This window comes from Mesorhizobium helmanticense (genome assembly GCF_003034915.1).
In the GTDB taxonomy this organism is placed as follows: domain Bacteria; phylum Pseudomonadota; class Alphaproteobacteria; order Rhizobiales; family Rhizobiaceae; genus Mesorhizobium; species Mesorhizobium helmanticense.
This window is the reverse complement of sequence record NZ_PZJX01000028.1, coordinates 1-25,683: the sequence shown is the minus strand read 5'-3', so window position 1 is coordinate 25,683 and position 25,683 is coordinate 1. Positions and strand designations below refer to the sequence as shown.

Sequence of the window (25,683 nt, the reverse complement as noted above, 5' to 3'; positions counted from 1 at the left end):
CGAAAAAAGATTAAAAATCGACTAAAATAATGGACTTTCCCGCCCAACGCTGGCGGCAACCTTCCAAGGTGTGTTGAGATTCAGGTCAGGCCGCGCCGAGAATGGTGGCTTCCGAGGACCGGAGCGGAGCGTACTTAAAGTACGGAAGCGCAGGAAACCGCCGTCCGCAGTCCGGCATCACCTGAATATCAACATACCTTACGCCAGCGTCCGCTCGACGATATCGCGCAGATCAGCCGACAGGTTCTCGGCATTGGCGATCGAAAGCAGCGCTTCCCTTGCCTTGGCCTGGCGGCCAGGTTCGAGCGAGCGCCATGATCTGAGCGCCGTCGCCAGTCTGGCGGCCACCTGCGGGTTGCGCTTTTCGACCTGCAGGACCGTCTCGGCGAAAAACCGGTAGCCTTCGCCGTCGGCACTATGGAAGCCGGTCTGGTTGGCGCTGGAAAACGTGCCGATGAGCGAACGCACCCGGTTCGGATTGGCTATCGAGAAAGCCGGATGGCTGGTCAGCGCGCGCACCGCCTCGACGGTTCGCGGACCCGGCACGCTGGCCTGTATCTGGAACCATTTGTCCATCACCAGCGCATCGCTCGCGTATTTCGCTTCGAAGTCGGCCAGCGCCTTGACCGCCTCGGGCGAACCGCTGTGGCGGAGCGCAAGCACGGTCAGCGCGGCGGCACGGTCCGTCATGTTGGTCGCCGACTCGAAATGCCGGGCGGCAAGCGCAGCACCCTCCGGCAGCAGCGAGAGATAGTCGAGCAGGATGTTGCGCAGTGCCCGCCGTCCGGCGCTCGCCGCATCCGGGCTGAACGCATCCTTGTCGGCCAGGCGATCGTAAAGGCCGGCAAACATTTCCCGGTTGGCCGCGGCGATCGCGATAGCCAGTGCCTGGCGGCCCTCGAAGATGGCGTCGGGATCGATGTTCCTGCCGAGGTCGCGAGCAATGTCGGCCTCGCCGGGCAGCGCCAGCGCCAGCGCACGGTAGGCTGGCTCCAGCGTCTCGTCGCCGGCGATCTTGCCGGCAAGCCCGGTTAATCGCGCGGTGAAAGCCGGCTGCTCGCCGCCAAGGATCTGCCGGAAGGCTGCAATCAGCGCATCGGTCAAGAGCGTGTTGAACGCCTGCCAACGCGAGAATGCGTCGCTGTCGTGGCCGGCCAGGAAGAACTGGTCGTCGGCCTTCTGTTCGACCGAGAGCGTCACCGGCGCCGAGAAGCCGCGGTTGAGCGACAGCGCCGGGCGTTCGGCAACGCCGGAAAAGCGCACCATATGCCGGCGCTTGCGGATATGGATGACGCCGTCCTCGACACTGGCGCCTTCGACATCGCGCCAGGCAACCGGCTTGCCGTCGGCGCCAACGAGTCCGAAGGCGAGCGGAATATGCATCAGCCGCTTGCGGCTCTCCGACGGTGTCGGCGGCACCGACTGCTCGATCTCGAGCGTGAATTCGCCCGATGCCGGATTGTGCGCTGAACTGATGGTCAGGTTCGGCGTGCCCGCCTGATGGTACCAGAGCGAAAACTGCGACAGGTCGCGGCCGGAGACGTCCTCGAACACCTTGATGAAGTCCTCGATCGTCGCCGCCTGACCGTCATGGCGCTCAAAATAGAGGTCCATGCCAGCTCGGAACGTCTCGGCGCCGACGATGGTGCGGATCATGCGCACCACTTCCGAGCCCTTTTCGTAGACGGTCGCCGTGTAGAAATTATTGATCTCGCGGTAGCGGCGCGGCCGCACCGGATGCGCGAGTGGTCCCTGATCCTCGGGAAACTGATGCGCGCGCAGCGTGCGCACCTCGGCGATGCGCTTCACCGCCCGTGAACGCTGGTCGGCGGAGAATTCATGGTCGCGGAAAACCGTCAGCCCTTCCTTCAGACAGAGCTGGAACCAGTCGCGGCAAGTGATTCTGTTGCCTGTCCAATTGTGGAAATACTCATGCGCGATGATCGCCTCGATATTCGCGAAATCGGCGTCCGTCGCGGTCTCCTGGTCGGCCAGCACATATTTGTCGTTGAAGATGTTGAGGCCCTTGTTTTCCATCGCTCCCATGTTGAAATCGGACACGGCGACGATGTTGAAGACGTCGAGGTCGTATTCGCGGCCGAATGCCTCCTCGTCCCATCGCATCGACCTCTTCAGGGCATCCATGGCGTAACCGGCAAGCTGCTCCTTGCCTGGCTCGACATAAATGCCGAGCTCGACCTTGCGGCCGGACATGGTGGTGAAACTGTCGGCGAGTTTGCCGAGAGCGCCCGCCACCAGCGCAAAGAGGTAGGACGGCTTGGGGAAGGGGTCGTGCCAGACCGCATAGTGCCAGCCCTCGGCAAGATCGCCGCTGCCCGCCGGATTGCCGTTGGACAGAAGCAGCGGCGCCTCATTGTGCCGCGCCTCGATGCGCACCGTGTAGATGGACAGGATATCGGGTCGGTCGAGGAAATAGGTGATGCGGCGGAAACCCTCGGCCTCGCATTGCGTGCAATAGACGTTGCTGGAGCGATAGAGCCCCATCAGCGCCTCGTTGCGCGCCGGCGCCAGCTCGGTTTCGAGCAACAGTTGGAAGCGCGCCGTCGCCGGCGGCTTGACGATCGTCAAAAGATCCGGCGTCGCTAGGAAATCCGCCGGCGCGAGTTCGCGGCCGTCGATGGCGATGCGCAGGAGCGTCAGCCCGTCGCCGTCCAGCACCAATGGCGCTGACACCGCTACACCGTCGCGGCGTTCGATCGTCAGCACGGCGGTGACGCGCGTTGATTCTGGCGAAAGGCGGAAAGTCAGGCTGGTTTCCGGGATGAGATAGTCGTTGGGGCGATAGTCTTCGAGCTTGAAGACCTGGCCGGTATCGGTGCGCATTCCCTGGGGTTTCCTGTTCATTCCCGCAGCGGCGGATGGGTCCGCTGGTCCAAGAAATTTGAAGTCGGCGCTCTTTACACGAAACGGCCTCTCGACAAAACTGCGGCAGTGTCTATTTCAGGCACTCATTTCCCAATCATCTATATCGCGAGGCATTCATGACTGTCGTCACACCGAAGTTCGGCATGGGCGCCTCTTGCTGCGTCGCGAGGATGCCGCTTTGATCCAGGAAGTAGAAGCGAAGTGACACCCAGGCCGGGTGTGGAAGCCACACGCTCCGATGATCATCCCAGCGGGCACTCCACGCTCACCGGCATCATGCTCAAGATCGTGTCGGTGGCTGTCTTCGTCGGTATGTCGTCCTGCATCAAGGCAGCGGGGGAGCTGCCGGTCGGGCAGATCGCCTTCTTCCGCTCCTTCTTCGCCATCTTTCCGATCATCGCCTTCCTCGCCTTCAAAGGCAAACTCGGCACCGCCTTTTCGACAAAGCGTCCGCTCAACCATATTGCGCGCGGCGTCGTCGGCGTCTGTGCCATGGGGCTTGGCTTTTTCGCGCTGACGCGGCTGCCGCTGCCCGAGGCAATCACGCTGAACTACGCGCAGCCGCTGCTGGTCGTGGTGTTCAGTTCGATCTTCCTTGGCGAAACCATCCGTGTCTACCGCTGGAGCGCGGTTGCCGTCGGCCTGGTTGGCGTGCTGATCATCTCATGGCCGGAACTGACGCTGCTGCGTTCCGGGGCCGCACTCGGCGATCAGGAAGTGCTTGGCGTCATCGCCGCCCTTGTTGCCGCGGCGATTTCGGCCAATGCCATCCTGCTGGTGCGCAACCTCGTACAGACGGAAAGGACCGCGACCATCGTGCTGTGGTTCTCGACGACGGCAAGCGTCATGGCGCTGATGACGCTGCCCTTCGGCTGGCAGGCGCTGACGCCGATGCAGGCTGGCCTGTTGATTGCATCGGGCTTTTGTGGCGGGCTCGCCCAGATCCTGATGACGGCGGCCTATCGCCATGCCGAGGCTTCGGTTGTCGCGCCCTTCGAATACACATCGATGATCCTGGGGGTCATCGTCGGCTATCTGGTCTTCGGTGACGTTCCCACGGTTCACATGCTCGTCGGCGGCGTGATCGTCGTCGCCGCCGGTATCTTCATCATCTGGCGTGAGCGCCAGCTCGGGCTGGAGCGCACCCGCACCCGCAAGGCCGCTCCGCCTCCGGGCTGATCAGGACGACTGCGCCCGCTCTTTCGCCAACCGCACCAGCACCGAACGTGTCTGCTCGTCGGCGGGGAAAAAGGATTCGATCGCCAGTTCCGACAGCGTCACGTCGAGCGGCGTGCCGAAGACGGTGATTGTGCTGATCAACGACAGCACGGCGCCCCCATGGGCAAGCCGCAGCGGATGCACGATCGCGTTCGGCTCGACCGGCGCGGGCCGGCCGCTTTTCAGGCCGGAGGGGTAGGTCCGCAGCTCGCGCTCCAGCTCGACCAGCACCGGGTCGCCGCTGGCGTCGTTCTGGTGTTTCAGCCGGTCGAGAAGATGCGCGCGCCATTCCGCCAGATTGACGATGCGCGGCGCGACGCCACCCGGATGCAGGCTGAGCCGAAGCACATTGACCGGCGGCGTCAGCAGCGAAGCCTCGGTTACATCGGCAAGGAATGGGCCGATGGCGGCATTCGCCGAGACCAGGTTCCAGTGCCGGTCGACAGCAAGCGCCGGGAAGGGCTCGTGCCCCCTGAGCACGATCTCGACGGCTGCCATCGCCGGCGCCAGCGTGGCGTCGGTCAGCGGCCGCTCGCTGAAGCTTGGGGCAAAGCCCGCGGCCAGCAGCAACTGGTTGCGCTGCCTGAGCGGGATCGACAGTTGTTCGGCCAGATGCAGCACCATGTCGCGCGACGGCGCCGCGCGGCCGCTTTCAACGAAGCTCAGATGCCGCTGCGAGATCTCGGCCTCCATGGCGAGGTCAAGCTGGCTCATGCGACGGCGCGTACGCCATTCGCGGATGAGGCTGCCGGCAGAAATCTGGGCTGTTGTCATGATAGGATGAGTAAGGCGGTGGGAGGTGTATTTCAATTACTTGCGAGGTTATGGGTGCAGCCCTCAACCCAGCGCCCGCAATTTCGCCTTCACCTCAAGAAAATCCCGCCACGCCAGTTTCTTGTGCGCCGGGGTTCTCAGGAGATAGGCCGGATGCAGGGTCGGCATGGCGGGAATAGCCGTCCCCGAAGCCGTCATGTGGACGCGCCAATTGCCGCGCAGCCGCAATATGCCTTCGGTCGTGTTGAGCAAGGTTTTCGCCGAGGGGCCGCCGAGATTGACCAGAACTTTCGGATTGACCAGCTCGATCTGCCTCTCGATGAACGGCCGGCAGATCTCGGTCTCATGCGGCGTCGGCGTTCGGTTGCCCGGCGGCCGCCAGGGGATGACATTGGCGATATAGGCCGAGGTCCGGTCGAGGCCGATCGCCGCCAACATCCGGTCGAGCAGCCGGCCGGAGCGGCCGACGAACGGCAGCCCTTCTATGTCCTCGTCGCGGCCGGGCGCTTCGCCCACCAGCATCACTGCGGCATTGGGATTGCCGTCGGCGAACACCATGTTCTTGGCGGTGAATTTGAGGTTGCAGCCGTCGAACGCCGCCATGTGCTGGCGAAGCTCGTCGAGGCTTGCCGCGGTCGCCGCCAGTTGCCGTGCAAGTGCGGCTTGCGCCTCGTCGGGCACCGTTGCGGAGGCCGACGGCGCGCGCGCTGGCGGCGCGTCCGGCAATCGGCTCATGTCGGGGCGCGACGGTTCTGGCGGCGGCGGCGCGCTTTCGCGGGCGGGCGTGGCTGCCACGGGCGCGCGCTCCGATGGCTTCTGGACCGCCTCGGCCAACCGATTCACCGGCTCGTCCTCGAGCGCGTCGTCGACGCCGGCGCTAGCGTAGAAAGCCAAGAGATCGGCGATATCGATTGGGTTGTTGGGGGAGGCGGCAGTCATGGCGCCACCATCGTCCGCGCGGCGCCAATTTGCAACATTGGCGATTGCCGCGGCTCCTGATGACCAAGTTCTTTAGCCCGTCGGTATGCGCGGATCCTGAACCAGATAGAACGTCCAGCGCGGCGTGTAGTCGGTGATCAGGAATTCGAAGCGGCCTGTCTTCAGCGGGTCGATCTTGCCGTTCTTGAACAGCAGCCTGTCATAAGGTTCGAAATCGCGGTCGAAATCGGCGAAGCTGCTCGACACAATGTTATCGGGCGTCTTGTTGCGCTGGTCGAATGACAGACCGTCGCCGAACACGCTCGGCTGGTCGAGGATCTCCTGCAGCTCGAACTGGAATTCGACCCAGGCCTGACCGCTGTTGTTGAGCACGTCTATGCGCATATACATGAGGCCATTGGCGAATTCGCCGGCGGTGCCGAACGGTTGGATCGGCTTCGTCGTGCGGATGGTCAGCGTCACCGGCGTCGCTGAATTCATCTCCTCGGTGATGACAATCGGGTCGTCCTTGGTTCCGACGCCGGAAGTCCCGGTGATGCGGAAGCCGCCAAGCTCATCGGAAAAGGAATAGGCGCCGGCCGCCCACACCTTTTGCTCGTCCGCATGTGCATTGGCTAAGGCCAGTGGAAGAGCCAAAAGGAGCGCCCGGCAAATCCGGCCGGGCGGAGAATGAAAGCGCGTCGATGAGAAGCCGAATGGCTCAGGAATGCGCATGGCGGCAAGTATTGCCGATAAGCAAGCCGTCGAACAATTGAAAAAAGTTGAGAAAGAAGGTTCTTCTCCGCCAGCCGCGACTTTTTGTCGAAATCGGCTTTGTCACGCCAGCGCCGGTTTCCCGTCGCTAATTGATGCGCTATGCAGCGACTAAGCCAGCAGAATGCGGGAAGCGCGGCAAGCCAGTGAGGGGTTGATGAGCGATATCGAACGCGAAAGCATGGAATTCGACGTGGTCATCGTCGGCGCCGGCCCAGCCGGCCTCGCGGCCGCGATCCGGCTCAAGCAGGTCAATCCGGAGCTTTCCGTCGTCGTCTTGGAAAAGGGCGGCGAAGTCGGCGCCCACATCCTGTCCGGCGCCGTCGTCGATCCGATCGGCATCGATCGCCTGTTGCCGGGCTGGCGCGAGGAAGAGGGCCACCCCTTCAAGACGCCGGTGACGGCGGATCATTTCCTGGTCCTCGGGCCTGCCGGTTCATTCCGCCTGCCCAACATCCTGATGCCGCCACTGATGAACAATCACGGCAACTACATCGTCTCGCTCGGCAATGTCTGCCGCTGGCTGGCGACCAAGGCCGAGGCGCTGGGTGTCGAGATCTATCCGGGCTTTGCCGCCGCCGGCCTGCTCTACAATGACGAGGGCGCGGTCACCGGCGTCGTCACCGGCGACATGGGCGTCGAGAAGGATGGCACGCACGGTCCAGGCTTCGCCCCGGGTATGGCGCTGATGGGAAAATATGTGCTGATCGGCGAGGGTGCGCGCGGCTCGCTGGCCAAGCAATTGATCGCCAGATACAACCTTGCCGAGGGCCGCGAGCCCGGCAAATACGGCATCGGCCTCAAGGAATTGTGGCAGGTCAAGCCGGAGAACCACCGGCCAGGCCTGGTGCAGCATTCCTTCGGCTGGCCGCTCGATATGAAGACCGGCGGCGGCTCTTTCCTCTATCATCTGGAAGACAACCAGGTGGCGGTCGGTTTTGTCCTTCACCTCAATTACAAGAACCCCTATCTGTCGCCCTTCGAGGAATTCCAGCGCTTCAAGACCCATCCGGCGATCGCTAGCACCTTCGCGGGCGCCAAGCGGCTGGGCTACGGCGCCCGCGCCATCACCGAGGGTGGCTGGCAGTCGGTGCCGAAACTGTCCTTCCCTGGCGGTGCGCTGATGGGCTGTGCTGCCGGCTTCGTCAACGTGCCGCGCATCAAGGGCTCGCACAATGCCGTGCTGTCCGGAATGCTGGCGGCCGAGCATGTCAGTGACGCGATTGCCGCCGGCCGCGCCAATGACGAACTGGCATCTTACGAGGCCGCATGGCGGGCGACCGACATCGGCAAGGATCTGAAGAAGGTGCGCAACGTCAAGCCGCTGTGGTCGCGCTTCGGCACCATCGTCGGCGTCGGTATCGGTGGCCTCGACATGTGGCTGAACACGCTGTTCGGCTTCTCGCCCTTCGGCACGCTGAAGCACGGCAAGGCCGATTATGCGACGCTTGAGCCGGCCGCCAAGCATAAGAAGATCGCCTATCCCAAGCCCGACGGCGTGCTGACCTTCGACCGCCTGTCTTCCGTGTTCCTGTCCAACACCAATCACGAGGAAAACGAGCCTGTCCACCTGCTGGTCGCCGACATGGAGCTGCAAAAGCGCTCCGAGCATGACGTCTTTGCCGGGCCTTCGACACGCTACTGCCCGGCAGGCGTCTACGAATGGGTCGACAAGGACGGCAACGCTGCCGCCGACCCCGCGGCCAAGGATGTGCGCTTCGTCATCAACGCGCAGAACTGCGTCCACTGCAAGACCTGCGACATCAAGGATCCGAACCAGAATATCAACTGGGTGCCGCCACAAGGCGGAGAGGGACCGGTCTATCAAGGCATGTAGTCGGCGCCGGAGCCGTTGAAACAGCGGCGTGCCTGTGTTTCCCTAACCTCTCGATACGGAGAGATGACCATGCGCCTGGCGGTTCTGACGTGCCTTGCGGCGATCGGCGCCTTATGCGGCTTCGCGCCGGCGGCATCGGCCGGCACCAAGCTGCTGGTCGAGACCCGGACCTACGACATAGCGGGGGCCACGGGCGCGAGCCTGGTCGTGGCCATGGACCGCAAGGGGCCGAAGCATGGCTTGACGACGCACGCCATCGCGCTGACCGCCTATACCGTCGACTGGGATCTCGACGTCAGCAGGGACGGCGGTGTCTGCCGTGTGCGGCAGGCCGATGGAACGCTCGATCTGACCTACACCTTCCCCCGGATGGTCTCGGCCGCCACGCCGGCGCTGCAGAAGCGCTGGAAGCGGTTTTTCGCCGGCGTGCTTGCCCATGAGCACACGCATGGCCGCATCGCGAGAAAGATGATGCAGGCCACCGAGAAGTCGATCACGGGCCTGGAATTCGCCGACAACTGGTTTTGCACCAGGACACATCATGAGGCGAGACGCCGGATCAAGGCCATCTATGCCGAATACGAGGCGAAGCAGAACGACTTCGACGCCCGCGAACATCGCGACGGCGGCCATGTCGAGCACCTGGTCGATGCTCTTATGCGCAGGCGTTAGCCGCGCGGCCTGACTGGCTGACCGATTGCCGCGAGTGCCGTCTCATCCTCATCGACCGGCTTCTTCTCTTCCGGTCGCAGCGAGAATTCCACCATGACGGGAAGATGGTCCGAGCCGTTGTCTTCCAGCCTCGATGCCGAATGGATCATCACCCCGCCCTTGCTGAACACCTGGTCGATCGGCAGCCCGGCGTAGCGCCGCAGGAAATCCGGCAGTTTCCGATAGATCCAGCTAGGTCCGGCCGACGGCATCACAGTCAGCTTACCGAGCGAAGCGACGCGCCTGACGGCCGCGCTCCATGGAGCGGCGTTGCAGTCGCCCGCCATGATCGCGGTTTCGCCAAGCGAAGCCAGCGGCTCGGCCAATTCGCCGATCTGCCACGGTTGCTCACGCGGCCATGGCCAGCTGAGATGGATGGCGGCGACATCGACGCCGATGCCGCCGAAATCGACGGTGGCGATGGCCATGGCGCCCCGCCGCTCGCAAAAGGGTTTGGTGCCGGCGGCAAACGGCCGTCGGGAGAGCAGCGCCACACCGAACACGCCATTGGGGTAGGGGCACAGGATCCGGTAGGGATAGGCGCTGGTGATATAGCCAAGCTCGGTCGTCCACATCTCCGACACTTCGTCGAGAGTGATCACGTCGGGATTGGTCCGGCCGATCAGCGACAGCACCTTCTTCGGCGTCGGATTGTCGAAGCGCAAATTCATCTGCAGCAGGCGGTAGACGGCCTGATCACCGGGGTAGACCGCCTGGTCGCCAGGCTTGGCTTCGTAGGCTGCCTGGACCGGCCACAGGCGCGGCAAGGGCAACGACGTGGTGGCGTAGGCAGCCACGGCAAAGACCAGCGCTGCGGCCGCCTGCAAGCGAAACGAAGTGGCAAGCAGCGGCAACGCGCACAGCGCCATCAGCACGGCAAGGTGGACGCGAAAATGCGCGAAGGAATCGAAAGCCGGATGCAGCGTTCCGAAAAACCCGGCCACCAACGCGGCCGAGAGGGCGAGCATTGCCAGGAATATCGTCGAAATTATCATGTTCCGACCGCGTGCCATCCGCTTTGCTTATCGGTAGAAATGCGGCCCAATCAAGATGACGAAATGTCCACCGCCTATTGGAACGCCGTCTCCGAAAAGCTTCTGAGCTTGCGTGAATGCAGCCGTTCCATCGGCATCTCCGCCAGCTTTTCCATCGCCCTGATGCCGATGGTCAGGTGCTGCGCCACTTGCCGCTTGTAGAATTCGGTCGCCATGCCGGGCAGCTTCAGTTCGCCATGCAGGGGCTTGTCGGAAACGCAAAGCAGCGTGCCGTAGGGCACCCTGAAGCGGAACCCGTTGGCCGCGATCGTCGCCGATTCCATGTCGAGTGCGATCGCCCGCGACTGCGACAGCCGCTGCACCGGCCCGCGCTGGTCGCGCAGTTCCCAGTTGCGGTTGTCGATGGTAGCGACCGTGCCAGTGCGCATGATGCGCTTGAGATCGTAGCCGGAAAGCCCGGTGACCTCGGCGACCGCCTCCTGCAGCGCCACCTGGATTTCGGCCAGCGGCGGGATCGGCACCCATACCGGCAGATCGTCGTCGAGGACATGGTCTTCCCTGACATAGGCATGCGCCAGCACATAGTCGCCCAGCGCCTGGGTGTTGCGCAGGCCGGCGCAATGGCCGAGCATCAGCCAGGCATGCGGCCTCAGCACAGCGATATGGTCGGTGATGGTCTTGGCGTTGGAGGGGCCTACGCCGATATTGACCATGGTGATGCCGCCATGGTTCGGCTTCTTCAAATGATAGGCCGGCATCTGCGGCAGGCGCGGCGCCGCCACACCTTCGCTGGGCGCGCCTTGTCCGGCCTTGGTGACGACATTGCCCGGTTCAACGAATTCGACATATCCGTCGCCGCCCTTCGCCATCAGGTCGCGGGCGCGGGCGACGAATTCATCGATATAGAACTGGTAGTTGGTGAACAGCACGAAGTTCTGGAAATGCTGCGGCGTGGTCGCGGTGTAGTGGGACAGCCGGTGCAGCGAATAGTCGATGCGTTGCGCTGTGAACGGCGCCAGCGGTCGTGTTTCACCGAACGCCACTTCGAACGTGCCGTTGGCGATCTGGTCGTCGGTGCCGTCGAGATCCGGCACGTCGAACAGGTCGCGGATCGGCCGTCTGATGCGCTCGGCCGCCGCGCCGTCGACATGGGTGCCTTCCAGGAAGGCGAAATGCAGCGGAATGGGCGTCGTCGATTCCGAAACGGTGACCGGAACGCCGTGATTGCGCATGATCAGGCGAAGCTGTTCGGTGAGATAGTTTTCGAAAAGCGCGGGCTGGGTGATGGTCGTCGAGAAATGCCCCGGCGTCGGCATGTGGCCATAGGCCTGGCGCGAGTCGATCTGGGTGAACGAACTCGTGGTGACGCCGATCTCTGGATAAAAGGCCCGGTATCGCTTGTTGTTGTCGCCGCCCGCGGCGAGTGCCGTGAATGAATCGCGCAGGAATCTGGTGTTGCGGTCGTAAAGCACCTGCAAGGCGGCGACGGCCTTTTTGGCATCGTTGAAGCTCTGCCGGCCAAAAGGTTCCGGCATGACGACCGATTCGATGGCTTGGGGATAGATTCGCTTTTCCATGACCCAATATAGAGGCTTGGCCATGCGGTTGGGAGGGGGTGTTGGCCAGAACGCGGCCAAAGCGTGGTTTTTCTTCCGAATGGTTTCGACAACAGTCGGTTATTCTAACCGCGCCGCAGGCTGACCAGCAAAACAAAGCCGACGCCGTTCTTCTTCATTGCCGGCGCTTCGATCGTCGAGCCGGCATCGGCACGCATCGTCGGCACCGCCAGAACCGGCGCCGAAAGCACCGTCAGGATAAGCGCCGCCCGCGGCAGGAGCCGAAGGGTTTTCAGGGCGTTGGCGACGATGCGGTTCATGGCTTTTGCTTTTTGTCTCTCGAGGTCTTTGTCGGTTCAGGGGCGAAAATGGTTCACGCAACCGAACCGGCAGGAATTGGCCTGGTCCCAGGAGCGGGCCGAACGGCCTGCCTCCGCAACGAGGATGGCGAACAACATGCCGAACAGGCTGAGCAACAGGCAGACGATGGTGAAGCGGCGAGCGAGCATTTGCGTGGTGTCTCCTTCAACACGCATGAAAATGCCCTGATGTGACTGAACCGGCTCTGATGCCGGCGTTCATCTGCGGTTCAAATTGATTGACGTGGGGCGCGCATCGGTTCGAGCTCCGATGCGTCAGGCGATGCAGATCGCCGATGAAACGAAAACGGGGCCTGCAAAGGCCCCGTCGTCATGTCTTTCAAATGCGAAGGATCAGAGCTTGTGCCAGGTCTGGCTCTTGCAGATCAGTCCACCGAGAACGCAACCGCTCATCTTGAGCGAGGTGCCGGAAAGCGAGCCCTTGCCGGCGTAGGTCTTGTCGGTTTCCGGATCGGTTATGCTGCCCGCATATTTGTTGGCGCCGGACGCCTTGAGCGAACCGATGTGCTTGCCGGCAAATTTGCCCGACTTCAGCTTGATGGAGAATCCTCCTCCGCCGCCGGAGATGGCGGCGGTCGCGCCGGCCTGCGTTTTCCAGTCGCCTTCGATCGGATCGGCCCACGCCGCGCCGGCCATGACTAATGTGGCCGCGAGGGCCAGGCTTGCTTTTCGAAACATATCTGTCCTCCCTTTGCGCACCCGGCCGGGTGTTCCGCCCCGCCGGTCTGCCTCTTACGCAAACGTAAGCTAATCCACCTCCCGGCAAAACAAAAGCGGTGCCGCTGCGGAAGACTCGAGCTTTTTCTCGATGCACCAAACCGGTCTTGCCAGCGAAGATATGAAACGATCGGCGTGTTGCCTTTGTCTCCCGTGGTTAGCGGAGTGTTGATCCGCGCCTCGCAAATTTTCGTCAAATTTGCCCGGAATCCCCGCGATTGCTGGCTTTGTATCCTTAACGAATTTCGGCGTTTACCTCTTGTTTTAGCTTTGTTTTCCTCAAATTAAGCACGCCATTTAACGACGGATTCAAGGCTGCGCTTCATTCTCGAAAGCATCGAAAGAGCGGCCACCCCAAGGGTTATCGACAGAGATACCGAGGGACGAACGGAGGCAGCTCTCGGGAGCCTGACAGGGGCCAGAACAGGGGATTGAAATGGCACGTTTTGAAATGCTTGAAGCCGGCTTCGGCGCCATGGGGGCAACTGCCCAGGCCGACATTCTTTTCGAACTGGGGATGATGTATGCGACCGGCCGCGATTGCGAGACCGACGTCGTTGCCGCCCACAAATGGTTCAACATCGCTGCTATCAAGGGCTCGGTCCGCGCCGCGGAACTGCGATCGGAATTGTCGGCGGCGATGTCGAAGGTCGAGATCGCCAGGGCCCTGCGTGAAGCCCGCGAATGGATGACGATGCACTGAGTTTCAGGCACAGAGAACACCGACAGGGATGCTCCAGGTCAAGGCCGCGCTAGACGGCCGGACCGACAAGAGAAAGGCCGCACAAGACGGCTGGACAACGAAAGCAAGAACGCAGCGACCGAAAGCGGTCAGCTTCGCTACATACAGGGAAGGCGAGCGGGTTTTCGGATGCGGGAGCGCTCGGCTCGATCGACAAAGCCGCGACCGGCCGGAACAAGGCCGGCGCGGCTTTTGCGTTTCAGACCATGATCCCAAAAGTGGAAACCGGTTTCAGGTCAAACATAAGCGTTGCAGGCCCAATCGAGTGCCGTCGATGCGCCTAGACAGGCCCAATGAACGATGAAATTCTCCCGCCACTCAGGAAGAGGCGCTGCCGGGATGGCCGCGCGAGAGTGGAGGAGTTGTATTACCATGAAAAAATTGAATATTTTGAGCGCGGCCATAGCCGGCCTGATGATGAGCGCGCCGGTCGCCTTCGCCGACGACATCACCTTTTCGGTGGTAGGACCGATGACCGGTCAGCTTGCCACCATCGGTGACCAGTTCAAGCAGGGCGCGCAAGCCGCCGCCGACGCAATCAACGCGGCCGGTGGCATCGATGGCCGCCAGATCAAGCTCGACATCGAGGATGACCAATGCGATCCGAAACAGGCGGTTTCGGTCGCCAACCGCATCATCGCCGACGGCGTCAAGTTCATCGACGGCCATGCCTGCTCCGGTTCGAGCATCCCTGCCTCCGCGGTCTACGCCGAGGCCGGTGCGCTGATGATGAGCCCGGCTTCGTCGAACCCTGTGCTGACCGACGCGGCGGCAACTGCAGGCTGGCCGACGATTATGCGCCTCTATACGCGCGACGATGCCCAGGGCGCCTTCATCGGCCCGTGGATCGCCAAGAAATATGCCGGAAAGAACGTCGTCATCCTGCATGACAAGAGCGCCTACGGACAGGGCGTGGCCGATGCCGTCAAGGCAACGATGAACGCCGGCGGCCTCAAGGAAGTCATGTATGAAGGCATCAACGCCGGCGAGAAGGACTATGCGGCCCTCGTCACCAAGCTGAAGGACCTGAAGGCGGATGTGGTCTATTTCGGCGGCTATCATCCCGAGGCCGGCCTCATCCTGCGCCAGTCGGCGGAACAGAACCTCAAGTTCCAGCTGATCATGCCGGATTCGATCGCGTCGCCGGAGTTCTGGCAGGTTGCCGGTCCGGCCGGCGAAGGCACCATGTTCGTCTTCCCCTCGGATCCGCAGGCAAAACCCGAAGCCAAGGAGGCCATCGAGAAGATCAAGGCCGGCGGCTTCGTGCCGGAGGGCTTCACCCTGTTCTCCTACGCCGTGATCCAGGCCTTCGCCGAGGGCATCAAGCGCGCCGGCAGCGACGATCCTGCCAAGGTCGCCGAGGCGCTGAAGAATGGTCAGCCGATCAGCACCGTGGTCGGTTCGGTCACCTTCGACGAGAAGGGCGACCTGAAGAACGCCAGCTACGACATCAACCAGTGGCACGACGGCAAATACGCGCCGATCCAGCCGTAATCCCTGACGTTGCCCACGTGGCAATTAAGAGTGGCCGGACTTGCCCCGGCCATTCTCATTTCGGGCACGCGTTGTTGGCCTGCGCCTTGCCCGAAGATCGCGGCCTGCAACTCAGTCGTGAACTTGCTCGGCAAAACGCACGAGCACGGTCCCGTCGGTGACCTGCGCGCCCTCTGCCGTGATCTCGGCGATCACGCCGTCATGGGGCGCGGAAATCATGTGCTCCATCTTCATCGCTTCCAGGATCAGCAGCGGCTGGCCCTTGATGACGGCATCGCCCTTGGCCGCGCGCACCAGCTTGACCAGGCCGGGCATCGGCGCTCGCAGGCTGCCGGAAGCGGCCGCGGCTTCCTCAGCCCTTGCCAGCGGATCCGGCACGACGAAACTGTAGCCTATGGCGCCCGAAAAGACCGTGACGTGACCGGGCCAGAGGGCGAGGCGAGGGGCGGCGGGCAGGTCATGCGAATTGGCGCCGTCATAAGGTGGGTCCAGCGCCACCTGGAACCGCCCGTCCGGCCGCACCCAAACACGTGCGAGAATATCATCGTCGCCATAACGCAACCGCGTACGCCGCGCGCCGCTATGGAAGTGCGCATAGCCGGCAAGCACCGACCATGGGTCGTCGGACGGCACCAGAGCCCCTGCACCGGACGCCGCAAGGGCTGCCGCGGCAATGATCTCGGCGCTCGGTGGCGGAACCGCGGTCAACTTCTGCTGGTGTCGGCCGATCAGGCCGGTATCGACATCGCCGGCGGCAAAATCCGCATCAGTCGCAAGAGCCGCGAGAAAGGCGGTGTTGACGGTCGAGCCGGCGATCTCGGTTTGCGAAAGTGCGGCTCCCAGCGCCTCGAGCGCCGCTTGCCGGTCCTTGCCGTGAACGACCAGCTTGGCGATCATCGGATCGTAGAAGGGTGAGATGGCATCGCCAGCCCGCACGCCGGTCTCGATGCGCATGCTGGCGCCCTCGAGGGCGTAGACTGGAAATTTCAGATGATGCAGCGTGCCCGTCGCCGGCAAGAAGCCCTTTGCCGGATCCTCGGCATAGAGGCGCGCCTCGAAGGCGTGGCCGGAGAGCTGGATCTCGCTTTGCGTCTTCGGCAGCTTTTCGCCGGACGCCACCTTAAGCTGCCACTCGACCAGATCGATGCCGGTGACCATTTCGGTGACCGGGTGCTCGACCTGCAGGCGGGTGTTCATTTCCATGAACCAGAAGCGGTCTGCCTTCAGCCCTTGCGATGCATCGACGATGAACTCGATGGTGCCGGCGCCACTATAGTGGATCGCCTTGGCTGCCTTCACCGCTGCCTCGGTCATCGCCTTGCGCAACGCCGGCGTCATGCCGGGCGCTGGCGCTTCCTCGATTACCTTCTGGTGGCGGCGCTGCGCCGAGCAGTCGCGCTCGTAGAGATGCACGACATTGCCGAAGATATCGCCGAACACCTGCACCTCGATGTGGCGCGGCTTGTCGACATATTTTTCCACCAGGACGCGGTCGTCGCCGAAAGCGGCCTTTGCTTCGCGTCGGGCGCCCGATAGCGCCTCCGAAAAATCGTCGGGATGTTCGACCCGCCGCATGCCCTTGCCACCACCGCCGGCGCGCGCCTTGATCAGGACGGGATAACCGATCTCGCGCGCCTTTGAGGCGAGCAGCACGATCTCCTGCGCTTCGCCATGGTAGCCCGGCACGACCGGCACGCCGGCCTTCTCCATCAGCCGTTTGGCGGCGTCCTTCAGCCCCATGGCGCGAATCGAGGCGGCCGACGGCCCGATGAAGACGAGGCCTGCCGCCGTCACCTGATCGACGAAGTCAGGGTTCTCCGACAGAAAGCCGTAGCCGGGATGGATGGCTTCGGCGCCCGTCGCTTTCGCTGCCGCGATGATCTTGTCGCCGCGCAGATAACTTTCGCCGACCGGCGAGGCGCCGATATGCACCGCCTCGTCGGCCATCTCGACATGCAGCGATTTCGCGTCGGCATCCGAATAGACGGCGACCGTGCGCACTCCCAGCTTGCGCGCTGTGCGGATGACGCGGCAAGCGATTTCGCCGCGATTGGCGATCAGGATCTTGCCGAACATGCAGCCTCCCGGATTTGCCGCGGGCGGCGCCAGCCAGCCAGGCGGCCTATTTGGAAAGCGCGATCTGACAGCCGCCGCTTGCGACCTTGACCTTCCACTTTCTCAATCCGGACTGACAGTTCTGCAGCGCCAATTCTTCCGCCGCCTTTTGCGACGGTGCGTTCATCCGCGCGCCACAAATGATGTAGAGGTCGACGACCCGCGAGTAGAAGGTCGTGGCATAGGCTGAATGGCCGCTGGCCGCTACATAAGCGTTGTACGCCTTGGTACACGGATCCTTCGGGCTTCCTGGCAAAGTCGGGTGGAAGCGGATGTCGCCTTTGTTCCCCGCCAGAGATTCCGCGGCGCTGATGCCAGGGGCAGCTAATATAAGTAACACTGCAAGTATCGATGCAGTTGTTTTCTGAAAGAGTTGCAGTCTCATCTTTGCCCAATCCCCATTGGTATTTGCAAAGAGCAATAGCCGCAAATCTTGCGAGTGGCCAGTTCGATGATTGAAAATGACTCTGAAGGGTGTGGATTTCGCTCATCGTCACATCCTGAACACGCCGAACTTTGTCTCCTCGATCTCGGCGTTGAGCGCCGCCGAGAGGCTAAGCGCCAGCACCTCGCGCGTCCTGGCCGGGTCGATGATGCCGTCATCCCAGAGGCGAGCGGAGGAATAGAGCGGGTGGCCCTCGTGCTCGTATTTCATCAGGATCGGCTTTTTGAATTTCGCCTCTTCTTCCGCGCTCCACTCGCCGCCCTTGCGTTCAATGCCCTCGCGCTTGACCACGGCAAGCACGGTTGCCGCCTGCTCGCCGCCCATCACCGAAATGCGGGCGTTCGGCCACATCCACAGGAAGCGCGGCGAATAGGCGCGTCCGCACATGCCGTAATTGCCGGCGCCGAACGAGCCGCCGATGATCATGGTCACTTTCGGCACGCGCGCCGTCGCGACCGCCATCACCAGCTTGGCGCCATCCTTGGCGATACCACCTGCCTCATATTTGCGCCCGACCATGAAGCCGGTGATGTTCTGCAGGAAAATCAGCGGGATCTGGCGCTGGCAGCACAATTCTATGAAATGCGCGCCCTTCAGCGCGCTTTCCGAAAACAGCACGCCATTGTTGGCGATGATGCCCACCGGCATGCCGTGGAGATGGGCAAAGCCGGTGACCAGCGTGGTGCCGTAATTCTGCTTGAACTCGTCGAACTCGGATCCGTCGACGACACGCGCAATCACCTCGCGCACGTCATAGGGCTGTCGCAGATCCGTCGGCACGACGCCGTAGAGATCGTCCGCAGGATGAAGCGGCGGAATCGATTTCCGAAGCTTCAGGCTTGCCGTCTTGTTTCGATTCAGGTTCCTGATGATGCGCCGGCAAATGGCCAGCGCATGCTCGTCGTCCAGCGCATAGTGGTCGGCGACGCCGGAAAGCCGCGTGTGCACGTCGGCGCCACCCAGTTCCTCCGCGCTGACATCTTCGCCGGTGGCCGCCTTTACCAGCGGCGGGCCGCCGAGGAAGATGGTCGCCTGGTTGCGCACCATGATCGTTTCGTCCGACATTGCCGGCACATAGGCGCCGCCTGCCGTGCACGAACCCATGACGCAGGCGATCTGCGGAATGCCTGCAGCCGACATGTTGGCCTGGTTATAGAAGATGCGGCCGAAATGCTCACGATCGGGAAACACCTCGTCCTGGTTGGGCAGATTGGCGCCGCCGCTATCGACCAGATAGACGCAAGGCAGATTGTTCTGCAGCGCAATCTCCTGCGCCCGCAGATGCTTCTTCACGGTCAGCGGATAGTAGGTGCCGCCCTTCACCGTGGCGTCGTTGACGACGACCATGACCTCGGTGCCTTCGACGCGACCGATGCCGGCGATGAGACCGGCCGAGGAAATCTCCTCGCCATACATCGACCACGCCGCGAACTGGCCGATCTCGAGAAAGGGCGAGCCGGTGTCAAGTAATTGCGCCAGGCGCTCGCGCGGCAACAGCTTGCCGCGCGAAACATGCCGCTCGCGCGCTTCGTCCGAGCCGCCGCGCTCGACGGTGGCAGCCTTCTCCGCAATGTCGGCCACCAGCACTCGCATCCGCTCGGCATTGGCGCGGAAAGCGTCGGAGGAGGGGGATATTTGAGAGGCGAGGATTGGCATGGTGTTACCGGATCAGTTCGATCTTGCAGCCGACGTCCAGGTCGCCCCAATCGCGATCAGCGGTGACGGCAACGGCATTTTCGCGAATTGCCAGCGCCAGGCAGGCCCGGTCGCCCAGCGACAGGCCGCGATGCCGCGTCAGTTCGCGAAGCTGCCCGGCGGCGATGCCCATCGCTTCGTCGAAAACGGCGACCGGCATGCCGAGGCTCGCGAGATCATCGGCTGCCTCCTCCATGCTGCGTCCCCTGTCGATCAGCTTGGCGATGATTTCGGCCGCGTTGACCGAGCTGCATTGCGCATCCGGTGCGAATTCCAGGGCGATGTCGGTGCCCTTCTCGTTGAGCAGGATCGCAAGCGCCGCCGAACTGTCCATGACGTAGGGTTTCATTTCGCCCGCTTTCTCGTCGTCGTGCCTTCGGCGTGAAGTCGGTCCAGGCGCTTGTCGCTTCGGAGCTGTTCCTCCCGCCGCTCCTTGAGAAATTCGTCGACGACGCTTTCGCCTGGCTTTTTCAACGCCGACAATTCCGCCTGAACGCGCCTCAGGTTTTGAAGCCACGACCTGACCCGCAACTCGCCGTTCTCGACATGAAGGATCAAATCCTCGCCAGGCCTCACGCCCATTTCCTCGCGCATCGCAGCGGGAATAACGAAGCGTCCGCCTTCGCCAAGTTTGACGCGCTCGCGTTTTGCCGGAACCCGAAGCGGGGTCTTCCGAGCGCCGGCATCGAACTGAGCCCGCGGGTTTTCGCCAAACCCAGTCTTTCTCGTCCCGCTCGCCATGATCTGCCTTGCCTAAAAAATATGACATACTTCCAAAATATGGCAGATATTGCCTATTCTGGCAATCTCTGCACGATTGCCACTAGAGGTTCTCCGCCATGATTTCCCGCCCGATCAGCCAGCGGCGAATTTCGCTGGTGCCGGCGCCGATCTCGTAGAGCTTGGCGTCGCGCAAAAGGCGGCCGGTCGGATAGTCGTTGATATAGCCATTGCCGCCGAGCAGTTGGATGGCGTCGAGCGCCATCTGCGTCGCCTTCTCGGCGGCAAACAGCACGCAGCCGGCGGCGTCCTTGCGTGTGGTCTGGCCGCGGTCGCAAGCGGCCGCGACGGCATAGACATAGGCACGCGCCGCACTCATCACCGTATACATGTCGGCCAGTTTGCCTTGCACCAGCTGGAACTCGCCGATTGGCTGGCCGAACTGTTTGCGTTCGTGCACATAAGGGATCGCCACGTCGAGGCATGCCGCCATCAGCCCGATCGGCCCGCCGGCGAGCACCGTGCGCTCATAGTCGAGGCCCGACATCAAGACTTCGACGCCGCGTCCTTCCTCATGCAGCACATTGTCGAACGGCACTTCGACATTCTCGAACACCAGCTCGCCGGTGTTTGAGCCGCGCATGCCGAGCTTGTCGAGCTTCTGCGCCACCGAAAAGCCGGCAAAAGCCTTCTCGACGATGAAGGCGGTTATACCGCGCGAGTGGCGCTCCGGATCGGTCTTGGCATAGACGACCAGCGTCTCGGCGTCCGGCCCGTTGGTGATCCACATCTTGGTGCCGTTGAGCACATAACGGTCGTTGCGCTTTTCGGCGCGCAGCCGAAGCGACACGATGTCGGAGCCGGCGCCGGATTCAGACATCGCCAGTGCCCCGACTTTTTCGCCCGAGCACAGCGCAGGCAGGTATTTCTCCTTCTGCGCCGGCTTTGCCCAGCGGTTGATCTGGTTGACGCAAAGGTTGGAATGGGCGCCGTAGGAGAGGCCGACCGAGGCAGAGGCGCGGGAAATCTCCTCCACCGCCACGACATGGGCGAGATAGCCCATGCCGCTGCCGCCGAAGTCGGGATCGGCGGTGATGCCGAGCAGGCCGAGCGCCCCCATCTCGGCCCACAGATGCGACGGGAATTCGTTCGAGCGGTCGATATCGGCGGCGATCGGCGCGATCCTGTCCTGTGCGAAGCGCCGCACCAGGTCGCGCAGCGCCTCGATGTCTTCGTCAAGCCCGAAGTTGAGCGTGTGCGTGTACATGACGTTCCTCCGTGCCGTCGATCTTCGCGCCGACGAGCCGCATTGTCATTGAAAGATATGTCGCCGTGACTTCAGCGACCGACAGCCGCTCGCCCGGCCGGAACCAGACGATGACGCCGGTCATCATCTGGATCAGCGCCATGGCGGTCAGCCCGGTGTCTTCGATGCTGAAGACGCCCGCCTCTGCGCCGTCGCGCAAGATGGCGCGCAATTCTTTCTCATAGGCTGTGCGCATGCGCAGGATCCGCGTCAGCCGGTCGTGCGACAGGCTGCGCAATTCCATGTTCGAGGCATGGGTGGAATGGCGGCGCTCGATATGGAAGGCAATGTGGTTTCGGACATAGGCGGCGAGCCGCGCCTCCGGGTCGGCGGTAGTGGGACGTGCCGTTTCCCACGCTGCGGTCAGTCCTTCCATGTGCTCGCGCATCAGCGTGAACAGCAGGTCTTCCTTGGTCGGAAAATAGCGATAGAGCGCCGCGGCCTGGACGCCGACCTCGGCTGCGAGCCGGCGCATCGACATCGCTTCATAGCCGTAGCGCGCGATCAGGCTGGCCGCCGCCTCGCGGACAGCCGCCTCGGTCTTTTCTCCATCGGAACCGGTCGTGCGCGCCATAGTTCCCCTCATCAAGTGTGCATAATAAAACAAACGTTCAATTAATTCAAGGGAGGTGTTATTCCACTGTATTGGCGGCTCCCTGTAGATAATTGACTCAGTCAATTAAAATGTTGATGGTAATCAGATGGCGCAAAAAATTTCCTGCGAGAGGAAGCCTGGATGCCAGATGAACGGAATGCCATGATCGCGGACATCCGCCGCTTCAACAGGTTTTACACCAGCCTGGTCGGACTGCTCGACGAGACCTTGACGCAGAGCGCCTATACGCTGACCGAAGCGCGGGTGCTGTTCGAACTTGGCAATCTACCCGGTATCATTACCGCCGATCCCGGTGGCGAAGCTGGCTTCCTTGCGCGGGCGTTCCATCTCGATATCGGGCCGGTGGCGTCCGCGATGGCCGCCGAACTTAAGCTTCCCCCCGCCTACCTCTCGCGGATACTCAGAAAATTCGCCGCCGCGGGCCTGACTGAGATACGCCCTGATCCGGGCGATCGGCATCAGCGCATCCTGTCCCTGACCGCACGGGGAAACGCTGCGCTGGCCGGACTTCAGGCGGCGGCCGATCGTGACCTCGGCCGCTTGACCGCCGGTCTTGCCGGTGACGAAGCCGCCGAACTTTCGCACGCGCTGAGAAAGGTCATGCGCCTGCTCGGCGGGAAGGTGGAGGAAATGGTGGCGTTGCCGAAATGATGGAACGCGGCGTCGCGATCCTCAGTTCCCTCGCGCTGCCGCCAGCGCCCCCGGCAGCTCTTCGGCGAAAATGTCGAGCTCATGGTCGAGGCCGACGCTGACTCTTATGCAGCGGTCGAGACGTGGCGCCATCGGCTTGCGGATGAACACGTCGCGCGACAAAAGCGCCTGCAGCACTTTCAGCGCGAAGGCGCCGTCGCTGCAGCAGTCGATGGTGACGAAATTGGTCGCCGAGGGCAGCGGCTTCAGCCCGTTCGCCTCGGCAATCTCGGCGATGCGCTGGCGGCCGGCGGCGACCCGCTCCACCACGCTCTGCAGATAAGTTTGATCGGCCAGCGCTTCGACCCCGGCGATCTGCGCCATGCGGCTGACGCCGTAATGGTTGCGGATCTTCTCGAAATCGCGGATCACCTGGGCCTCGGCCACCGCATAGCCGCAGCGTATGCCGGCCAGCCCGTATGCCTTCGAGAAGGTGCGCATACGGATGACGTTCGGCCTGGAAATATCGATTGGCGGCAGCGCCGAGGCCGGCCCCAACTCGCCATAGGCCTCGTCGAGCACCAGCATGGTGGTGTCGGGCAGCGCTTCGATGAAGCGGATGAGATCGTCCGCCTCCCACCAGCTTCCCATCGGGTTGTCGGGGTTGGACAGGTAGACCAGCGGCGCCTTGTCCTTGGCGATCGCCGCCAGCAGCCCGTCCAGGTTTTCCCGGTCGTTCTCGTAAGGGACCGCAACCAGCCGGCCGCCGACGCCGGCAATATGGAAGTTGAAGGTCGGATAGGCGCCGAGCGAGGTCACCACCGCGTCGCCTGGCGCCACATACATGCGCGCCACCAGGCTGAGCAGCCCGTCTATGCCTTCGCCGACCACGACATTCTCGGCCGACAGGCCGAGATGGGCGGCTACAGCCACTTTCAAATCGAAATTGTCGGGATCGCAATACATCCACATGTCGCGGGCGACAGCCTCCATGCGGGCGATGACGCGCGGCGAGGGGCCGAAGCTGCTCTCATTGGCGCCGATGCGGGCGCGAAACGGCCGGCCGCGGTCACGCTCCTGCGCCTCCGGGCCGACAAACGGCACCGTCGAGGGAAGCGCGCCGATGAGTGGCGTGAGGGGAGGGCGCTGACGCATGGCAATGCTCGTTCGAAAAAGGGGCTCGTTCGAAAAGGGCCTTCTTGCTAGCGCGGCACCGTTGACCACGCAAGCTTGGCCGCAACCGGCATGCTGGATTCCTGCAGCTCTTTTTGCTAGCGAGAGATCATGAACAATCGACTCCCGCCTGCTTGGTCAAAGCACATCAAACCCGCGCCCGCGCCGAAAGCGAAGGGGCCGATACTGAAGCCGATGTTGAACCTGCAGAAAGCAAACGCTCAATCGCGTGCGCAGGCCGACGACGCGCTGCTGAAACAGGCATATACCCATCAGCAGGCCAAGCGGCTCGACGAGGCTCAGGACCTGTGCCTTCGGGTTCTGGCGCGCACGCCGAACCATCCGCTCGCTCTGTACATCTTGGGGACTGTGTGCCTGGGTTACGATGACGAGATGGCATTGCGATATTTCGCACGGGCGGTCGGCGAGGACCCTAAAAACCCCTACTACCACCTCAGCCTGGGCGAGGCCTATGTGAAGGTCAGCGAATATTCGCCGGCAATCAAGCATATGCAGTATGCCTTGGAGCTGCAGCCCGGCCTTGTCGAAGCACTCTGTGCATTGGGGCGCGTATACACCGAGTTTGACAAACCCGACATGGCTTTGCCGCTCTTCGAGAAGGCGTTGAAAATCAACAGCGATCATCCCAAGGTGCGGGCCGGAATGGCCGGTGCCCTGAGCGGCCTGGGGCGCATGGAGGAAGCCGCCGTCTATCTGAAGGAAGCAATCGAACGTCGCATCAATGTGCCAAGCGCCTACAACGACCTCGTACAGACGCGAAAGTTTACAGAAGAGCCCGAGGAACTCCAATCCATCCTTCATGAACTCGGCAATCCCAAGCTTGATTCGGAAGGCGCGCAGCAACTCCATTACGCCGCCGGCAAGGTGCTGAACGACCTCAAGCGCTATGAAGAGGCATTCGACCATTTCAACAAGGCGAAACAGGCCTCCGGCTACAAGTTCGATATCGACTTGTATCGTCGCTGGATCGACTCGCTGATTGAAACCTTCACGCCGGACTTTCTGGCGGCCAGGGCCGGCTATGGAAATCCTTCCGAAGTGCCTGTATTCGTGGTTGGCATGCCTCGCTCGGGAACGACGCTTACCGAACAGATCTGCGCCAGCCATCCCGATGTTCATGGAGCGGGGGAGCTTAGCAAACTAAGGCGGGTCGCGAATGCGATCGGCCTCAAGACCTCGTCGGCTGGAAATTTGAAACAGCCGGTCATGTCGATCACGAAAGACCTGTCCAGAACCCTGGCCGATGAGCATCTGTCCTATCTGAGCGAGAGGGCGCCTGCCGCGCTACGTGTGGTGGACAAGATGCCTCACAATTTTGAAATGATCGGCCTTATCGGCCTTCTTTTCCCCAACGCGCGCATCATTCATTGCCGCCGTGATGCCATCGACAATTGCGTCTCCTGCTTTGTCCTCAATTTCAGCGAGGGACACAGCTACAACACCGATCTGAAAACACTGGGTCTGTACTACCGCGAATACGACCGCCTGATGCGGCATTGGAACAAGGTTTTTCCGGGCCTTATCTTCGAAAATCGCTACGAGACGCTGGTTGAGGACCAGGAAGCGCAGTCGCGCCGCCTCATAGATTATCTTGGGCTGCCTTGGGATGATGCCTGCCTGCGCTTTTTCGACAGGGATGGTTCGGTCAACACGCCCAGCCGCTGGCAGGTCCGTCAGCCGATCTACAAATCGTCCGTCAAGCGCTGGAAGAATTATGAAAACGAAATTCAGCCGCTGATACAGTCGCTGGGTGATCTTGCCGAGATTTGACCTGATTCCACTGCGTCATAGCCATTATTCATAATTCTCGTCCCTTGGCGCCGCCCCTCACCTGCCTGCCGGCATCCTCTCCCCGTATAGTGACGGGGAGAGGGGCGCTCTCATCGACGATTCCGCCAGTCACCAGCGTCGCAGGAAAAGCGCCGAGGTCGCGGCCAGCCACTCTCTCCCCCTCAAGGGC

At 62.4% G+C, this 25,683-nt stretch carries 25 protein-coding genes; 8 read left to right on the top strand and 17 right to left on the bottom strand.

The genetic code is table 11. The features are described from left to right. Positions 1 to 198 precede the first annotated feature (198 nt). Complete coding sequence (gene pepN / locus C9427_RS14810) at positions 199 to 2,844, bottom strand: aminopeptidase N (RefSeq protein WP_107650155.1); 2,646 nt, start codon at positions 2,842 to 2,844, stop codon at positions 199 to 201. A gap of 243 nt (positions 2,845 to 3,087) precedes the next feature. On the opposite strand from pepN, the gene C9427_RS14805 reads away from it, so the two are divergent. Further along, positions 3,088 to 4,065, top strand: a complete 978-nt coding sequence (locus C9427_RS14805) for a DMT family transporter (RefSeq protein WP_107649887.1) — start codon at positions 3,088 to 3,090, stop codon at positions 4,063 to 4,065. On the opposite strand, the gene C9427_RS14800 is transcribed toward C9427_RS14805, so the two are convergent. The 3 genes from C9427_RS14800 to C9427_RS14790 form a co-directional block, all read right to left on the bottom strand. Next, positions 4,066 to 4,878 carry a helix-turn-helix domain-containing protein gene (locus C9427_RS14800; protein WP_107649886.1) on the bottom strand — a complete coding sequence of 271 codons (813 nt, stop codon included), beginning with the start codon at positions 4,876 to 4,878 and terminating at the stop codon, positions 4,066 to 4,068. It lies immediately after the preceding gene. Between the two features lie 63 nt (positions 4,879 to 4,941). After that, positions 4,942 to 5,817 carry a uracil-DNA glycosylase gene (locus C9427_RS14795; RefSeq protein ID WP_107649885.1) on the bottom strand — a complete coding sequence of 292 codons (876 nt, stop codon included), beginning with the start codon at positions 5,815 to 5,817 and terminating at the stop codon, positions 4,942 to 4,944. 72 nt (positions 5,818 to 5,889) lie between these two features. Next, complete coding sequence (locus C9427_RS14790; RefSeq protein WP_097577384.1) at positions 5,890 to 6,531, bottom strand: hypothetical protein; 642 nt, start codon at positions 6,529 to 6,531, stop codon at positions 5,890 to 5,892. On the opposite strand from C9427_RS14790, the gene C9427_RS34090 reads away from it, so the two are divergent. From C9427_RS34090 to C9427_RS14780, 3 genes are all read left to right on the top strand, one after another. Further along, complete coding sequence (locus C9427_RS34090; RefSeq protein ID WP_165779912.1) at positions 6,530 to 6,685, top strand: hypothetical protein; 156 nt, start codon at positions 6,530 to 6,532, stop codon at positions 6,683 to 6,685. The two genes, C9427_RS14790 and C9427_RS34090, sit on opposite strands and share 2 nt — an antisense overlap. Positions 6,686 to 6,727: 42 nt before the next feature. After that, positions 6,728 to 8,407 carry an electron transfer flavoprotein-ubiquinone oxidoreductase gene (locus C9427_RS14785; RefSeq protein WP_107649884.1) on the top strand — a complete coding sequence of 560 codons (1,680 nt, stop codon included), beginning with the start codon at positions 6,728 to 6,730 and terminating at the stop codon, positions 8,405 to 8,407. A 69-nt stretch (positions 8,408 to 8,476) separates the two neighbouring features. Continuing rightward, on the top strand, positions 8,477 to 9,079 hold the full coding sequence (locus C9427_RS14780) for a DUF922 domain-containing protein (protein ID WP_107650154.1): 603 nt from the start codon (positions 8,477 to 8,479) through the stop codon (positions 9,077 to 9,079). Here C9427_RS14780 and C9427_RS14775 read toward each other — a convergent pair. From C9427_RS14775 to C9427_RS14760, 5 genes are all read right to left on the bottom strand, one after another. Then, positions 9,076 to 10,086, bottom strand: coding sequence for an endonuclease/exonuclease/phosphatase family protein (locus tag C9427_RS14775; RefSeq protein WP_245437079.1), 1,011 nt, complete (start codon positions 10,084 to 10,086; stop codon positions 9,076 to 9,078). The two genes, C9427_RS14780 and C9427_RS14775, sit on opposite strands and share 4 nt — an antisense overlap. Positions 10,087 to 10,187: 101 nt before the next feature. Then, positions 10,188 to 11,648 carry an AMP nucleosidase gene (locus C9427_RS14770; protein WP_483428067.1) on the bottom strand — a complete coding sequence of 487 codons (1,461 nt, stop codon included), beginning with the start codon at positions 11,646 to 11,648 and terminating at the stop codon, positions 10,188 to 10,190. A gap of 146 nt (positions 11,649 to 11,794) precedes the next feature. Continuing rightward, a complete protein-coding gene (locus C9427_RS14765) occupies positions 11,795 to 11,989 on the bottom strand; it encodes a hypothetical protein (RefSeq protein ID WP_008874855.1) in 195 nt (64 codons plus the stop codon). 36 nt (positions 11,990 to 12,025) lie between these two features. After that, complete coding sequence (locus tag C9427_RS33815; protein ID WP_146172546.1) at positions 12,026 to 12,205, bottom strand: hypothetical protein; 180 nt, start codon at positions 12,203 to 12,205, stop codon at positions 12,026 to 12,028. A 177-nt stretch (positions 12,206 to 12,382) separates the two neighbouring features. After that, positions 12,383 to 12,727 carry a DUF2147 domain-containing protein gene (locus tag C9427_RS14760; protein ID WP_107649882.1) on the bottom strand — a complete coding sequence of 115 codons (345 nt, stop codon included), beginning with the start codon at positions 12,725 to 12,727 and terminating at the stop codon, positions 12,383 to 12,385. 475 nt (positions 12,728 to 13,202) lie between these two features. On the opposite strand from C9427_RS14760, the gene C9427_RS14755 reads away from it, so the two are divergent. Further along, the gene (locus C9427_RS14755; RefSeq protein ID WP_006331108.1) at positions 13,203 to 13,469 is read left to right on the top strand and encodes an SEL1-like repeat protein; all 267 of its coding nucleotides are present in this window, start codon (positions 13,203 to 13,205) and stop codon (positions 13,467 to 13,469) included. A gap of 411 nt (positions 13,470 to 13,880) precedes the next feature. After that, entirely contained in the window at positions 13,881 to 15,002 is a 1,122-nt protein-coding gene (locus C9427_RS14750) for an ABC transporter substrate-binding protein (RefSeq protein WP_107649881.1), read from the top strand. Positions 15,003 to 15,113: 111 nt separating this feature from the next. On the opposite strand, the gene C9427_RS14745 is transcribed toward C9427_RS14750, so the two are convergent. The 7 genes from C9427_RS14745 to C9427_RS14715 all read right to left on the bottom strand — a co-directional run bounded on the left by C9427_RS14745 (position 15,114) and on the right by C9427_RS14715 (position 21,857). Then, a complete protein-coding gene (locus tag C9427_RS14745) occupies positions 15,114 to 17,078 on the bottom strand; it encodes an acetyl/propionyl/methylcrotonyl-CoA carboxylase subunit alpha (RefSeq protein ID WP_107649880.1) in 1,965 nt (654 codons plus the stop codon). A gap of 46 nt (positions 17,079 to 17,124) precedes the next feature. Continuing rightward, the gene (locus tag C9427_RS14740; RefSeq protein WP_107650152.1) at positions 17,125 to 17,502 is read right to left on the bottom strand and encodes a hypothetical protein; all 378 of its coding nucleotides are present in this window, start codon (positions 17,500 to 17,502) and stop codon (positions 17,125 to 17,127) included. Between the two features lie 108 nt (positions 17,503 to 17,610). Continuing rightward, positions 17,611 to 19,218, bottom strand: a complete 1,608-nt coding sequence (locus tag C9427_RS14735) for a carboxyl transferase domain-containing protein (RefSeq protein WP_107649879.1) — start codon at positions 19,216 to 19,218, stop codon at positions 17,611 to 17,613. Positions 19,219 to 19,222: 4 nt separating this feature from the next. Then, complete coding sequence (locus tag C9427_RS14730) at positions 19,223 to 19,606, bottom strand: type II toxin-antitoxin system VapC family toxin (protein WP_107649878.1); 384 nt, start codon at positions 19,604 to 19,606, stop codon at positions 19,223 to 19,225. Next, complete coding sequence (locus C9427_RS34780; RefSeq protein ID WP_245437088.1) at positions 19,603 to 19,839, bottom strand: AbrB/MazE/SpoVT family DNA-binding domain-containing protein; 237 nt, start codon at positions 19,837 to 19,839, stop codon at positions 19,603 to 19,605. The genes C9427_RS14730 and C9427_RS34780 overlap by 4 nt, the downstream gene beginning before the upstream one ends. Positions 19,840 to 20,080: 241 nt before the next feature. Further along, on the bottom strand, positions 20,081 to 21,244 hold the full coding sequence (locus tag C9427_RS14720) for an isovaleryl-CoA dehydrogenase (RefSeq protein ID WP_107649876.1): 1,164 nt from the start codon (positions 21,242 to 21,244) through the stop codon (positions 20,081 to 20,083). Further along, positions 21,213 to 21,857, bottom strand: a complete 645-nt coding sequence (locus tag C9427_RS14715) for a TetR/AcrR family transcriptional regulator (protein WP_107649875.1) — start codon at positions 21,855 to 21,857, stop codon at positions 21,213 to 21,215. The genes C9427_RS14720 and C9427_RS14715 overlap by 32 nt, the downstream gene beginning before the upstream one ends. A gap of 183 nt (positions 21,858 to 22,040) precedes the next feature. Between C9427_RS14715 and C9427_RS14710 the strand changes: the two genes are divergently transcribed. Further along, on the top strand, positions 22,041 to 22,550 hold the full coding sequence (locus C9427_RS14710; RefSeq protein WP_245437078.1) for a MarR family winged helix-turn-helix transcriptional regulator: 510 nt from the start codon (positions 22,041 to 22,043) through the stop codon (positions 22,548 to 22,550). A 21-nt stretch (positions 22,551 to 22,571) separates the two neighbouring features. Here C9427_RS14710 and C9427_RS14705 read toward each other — a convergent pair whose 3' ends face one another. Continuing rightward, positions 22,572 to 23,684 carry a pyridoxal phosphate-dependent aminotransferase gene (locus C9427_RS14705; RefSeq protein WP_107649873.1) on the bottom strand — a complete coding sequence of 371 codons (1,113 nt, stop codon included), beginning with the start codon at positions 23,682 to 23,684 and terminating at the stop codon, positions 22,572 to 22,574. Between the two features lie 129 nt (positions 23,685 to 23,813). Between C9427_RS14705 and C9427_RS14700 the strand changes: the two genes are divergently transcribed. Then, on the top strand, positions 23,814 to 25,493 hold the full coding sequence (locus tag C9427_RS14700; protein ID WP_107649872.1) for a tetratricopeptide repeat-containing sulfotransferase family protein: 1,680 nt from the start codon (positions 23,814 to 23,816) through the stop codon (positions 25,491 to 25,493). Positions 25,494 to 25,683: the final 190 nt, after the last annotated feature.

Bases quoted from the DNA above. Each gene is read 5' to 3' on its own strand.
- pepN (WP_107650155.1), bottom strand. From the start codon at position 2,844: ATGCGCACCGATACCGGCCAGGTCTTCAAGCTCGAAGACTATCGCCCC.
- C9427_RS14800 (WP_107649886.1), bottom strand. From the start codon at position 4,878: ATGACAACAGCCCAGATTTCTGCCGGCAGCCTCATCCGCGAATGGCGT.
- C9427_RS14795 (WP_107649885.1), bottom strand. From the start codon at position 5,817: ATGACTGCCGCCTCCCCCAACAACCCAATCGATATCGCCGATCTCTTG.
- C9427_RS34090 (WP_165779912.1), top strand. From the start codon at position 6,530: ATGGCGGCAAGTATTGCCGATAAGCAAGCCGTCGAACAATTGAAAAAA.
- C9427_RS14790 (WP_097577384.1), bottom strand. From the start codon at position 6,531: ATGCGCATTCCTGAGCCATTCGGCTTCTCATCGACGCGCTTTCATTCT.
- C9427_RS14785 (WP_107649884.1), top strand. From the start codon at position 6,728: ATGAGCGATATCGAACGCGAAAGCATGGAATTCGACGTGGTCATCGTC.
- C9427_RS14780 (WP_107650154.1), top strand. From the start codon at position 8,477: ATGCGCCTGGCGGTTCTGACGTGCCTTGCGGCGATCGGCGCCTTATGC.
- C9427_RS14775 (WP_245437079.1), bottom strand. From the start codon at position 10,086: ATGCTCGCCCTCTCGGCCGCGTTGGTGGCCGGGTTTTTCGGAACGCTG.
- C9427_RS14770 (WP_483428067.1), bottom strand. From the start codon at position 11,648: ATGCCGGAACCTTTTGGCCGGCAGAGCTTCAACGATGCCAAAAAGGCC.
- C9427_RS14765 (WP_008874855.1), bottom strand. From the start codon at position 11,989: ATGAACCGCATCGTCGCCAACGCCCTGAAAACCCTTCGGCTCCTGCCG.
- C9427_RS33815 (WP_146172546.1), bottom strand. From the start codon at position 12,205: ATGCGTGTTGAAGGAGACACCACGCAAATGCTCGCTCGCCGCTTCACC.
- C9427_RS14760 (WP_107649882.1), bottom strand. From the start codon at position 12,727: ATGTTTCGAAAAGCAAGCCTGGCCCTCGCGGCCACATTAGTCATGGCC.
- C9427_RS14755 (WP_006331108.1), top strand. From the start codon at position 13,203: ATGGCACGTTTTGAAATGCTTGAAGCCGGCTTCGGCGCCATGGGGGCA.
- C9427_RS14750 (WP_107649881.1), top strand. From the start codon at position 13,881: ATGAAAAAATTGAATATTTTGAGCGCGGCCATAGCCGGCCTGATGATG.
- C9427_RS14745 (WP_107649880.1), bottom strand. From the start codon at position 17,078: ATGTTCGGCAAGATCCTGATCGCCAATCGCGGCGAAATCGCTTGCCGC.
- C9427_RS14740 (WP_107650152.1), bottom strand. From the start codon at position 17,502: ATGAGACTGCAACTCTTTCAGAAAACAACTGCATCGATACTTGCAGTG.
- C9427_RS14735 (WP_107649879.1), bottom strand. From the start codon at position 19,218: ATGCCAATCCTCGCCTCTCAAATATCCCCCTCCTCCGACGCTTTCCGC.
- C9427_RS14730 (WP_107649878.1), bottom strand. From the start codon at position 19,606: ATGAAACCCTACGTCATGGACAGTTCGGCGGCGCTTGCGATCCTGCTC.
- C9427_RS34780 (WP_245437088.1), bottom strand. From the start codon at position 19,839: ATGGGCGTGAGGCCTGGCGAGGATTTGATCCTTCATGTCGAGAACGGC.
- C9427_RS14720 (WP_107649876.1), bottom strand. From the start codon at position 21,244: ATGTACACGCACACGCTCAACTTCGGGCTTGACGAAGACATCGAGGCG.
- C9427_RS14715 (WP_107649875.1), bottom strand. From the start codon at position 21,857: ATGGCGCGCACGACCGGTTCCGATGGAGAAAAGACCGAGGCGGCTGTC.
- C9427_RS14710 (WP_245437078.1), top strand. From the start codon at position 22,041: ATGATCGCGGACATCCGCCGCTTCAACAGGTTTTACACCAGCCTGGTC.
- C9427_RS14705 (WP_107649873.1), bottom strand. From the start codon at position 23,684: ATGCGTCAGCGCCCTCCCCTCACGCCACTCATCGGCGCGCTTCCCTCG.
- C9427_RS14700 (WP_107649872.1), top strand. From the start codon at position 23,814: ATGAACAATCGACTCCCGCCTGCTTGGTCAAAGCACATCAAACCCGCG.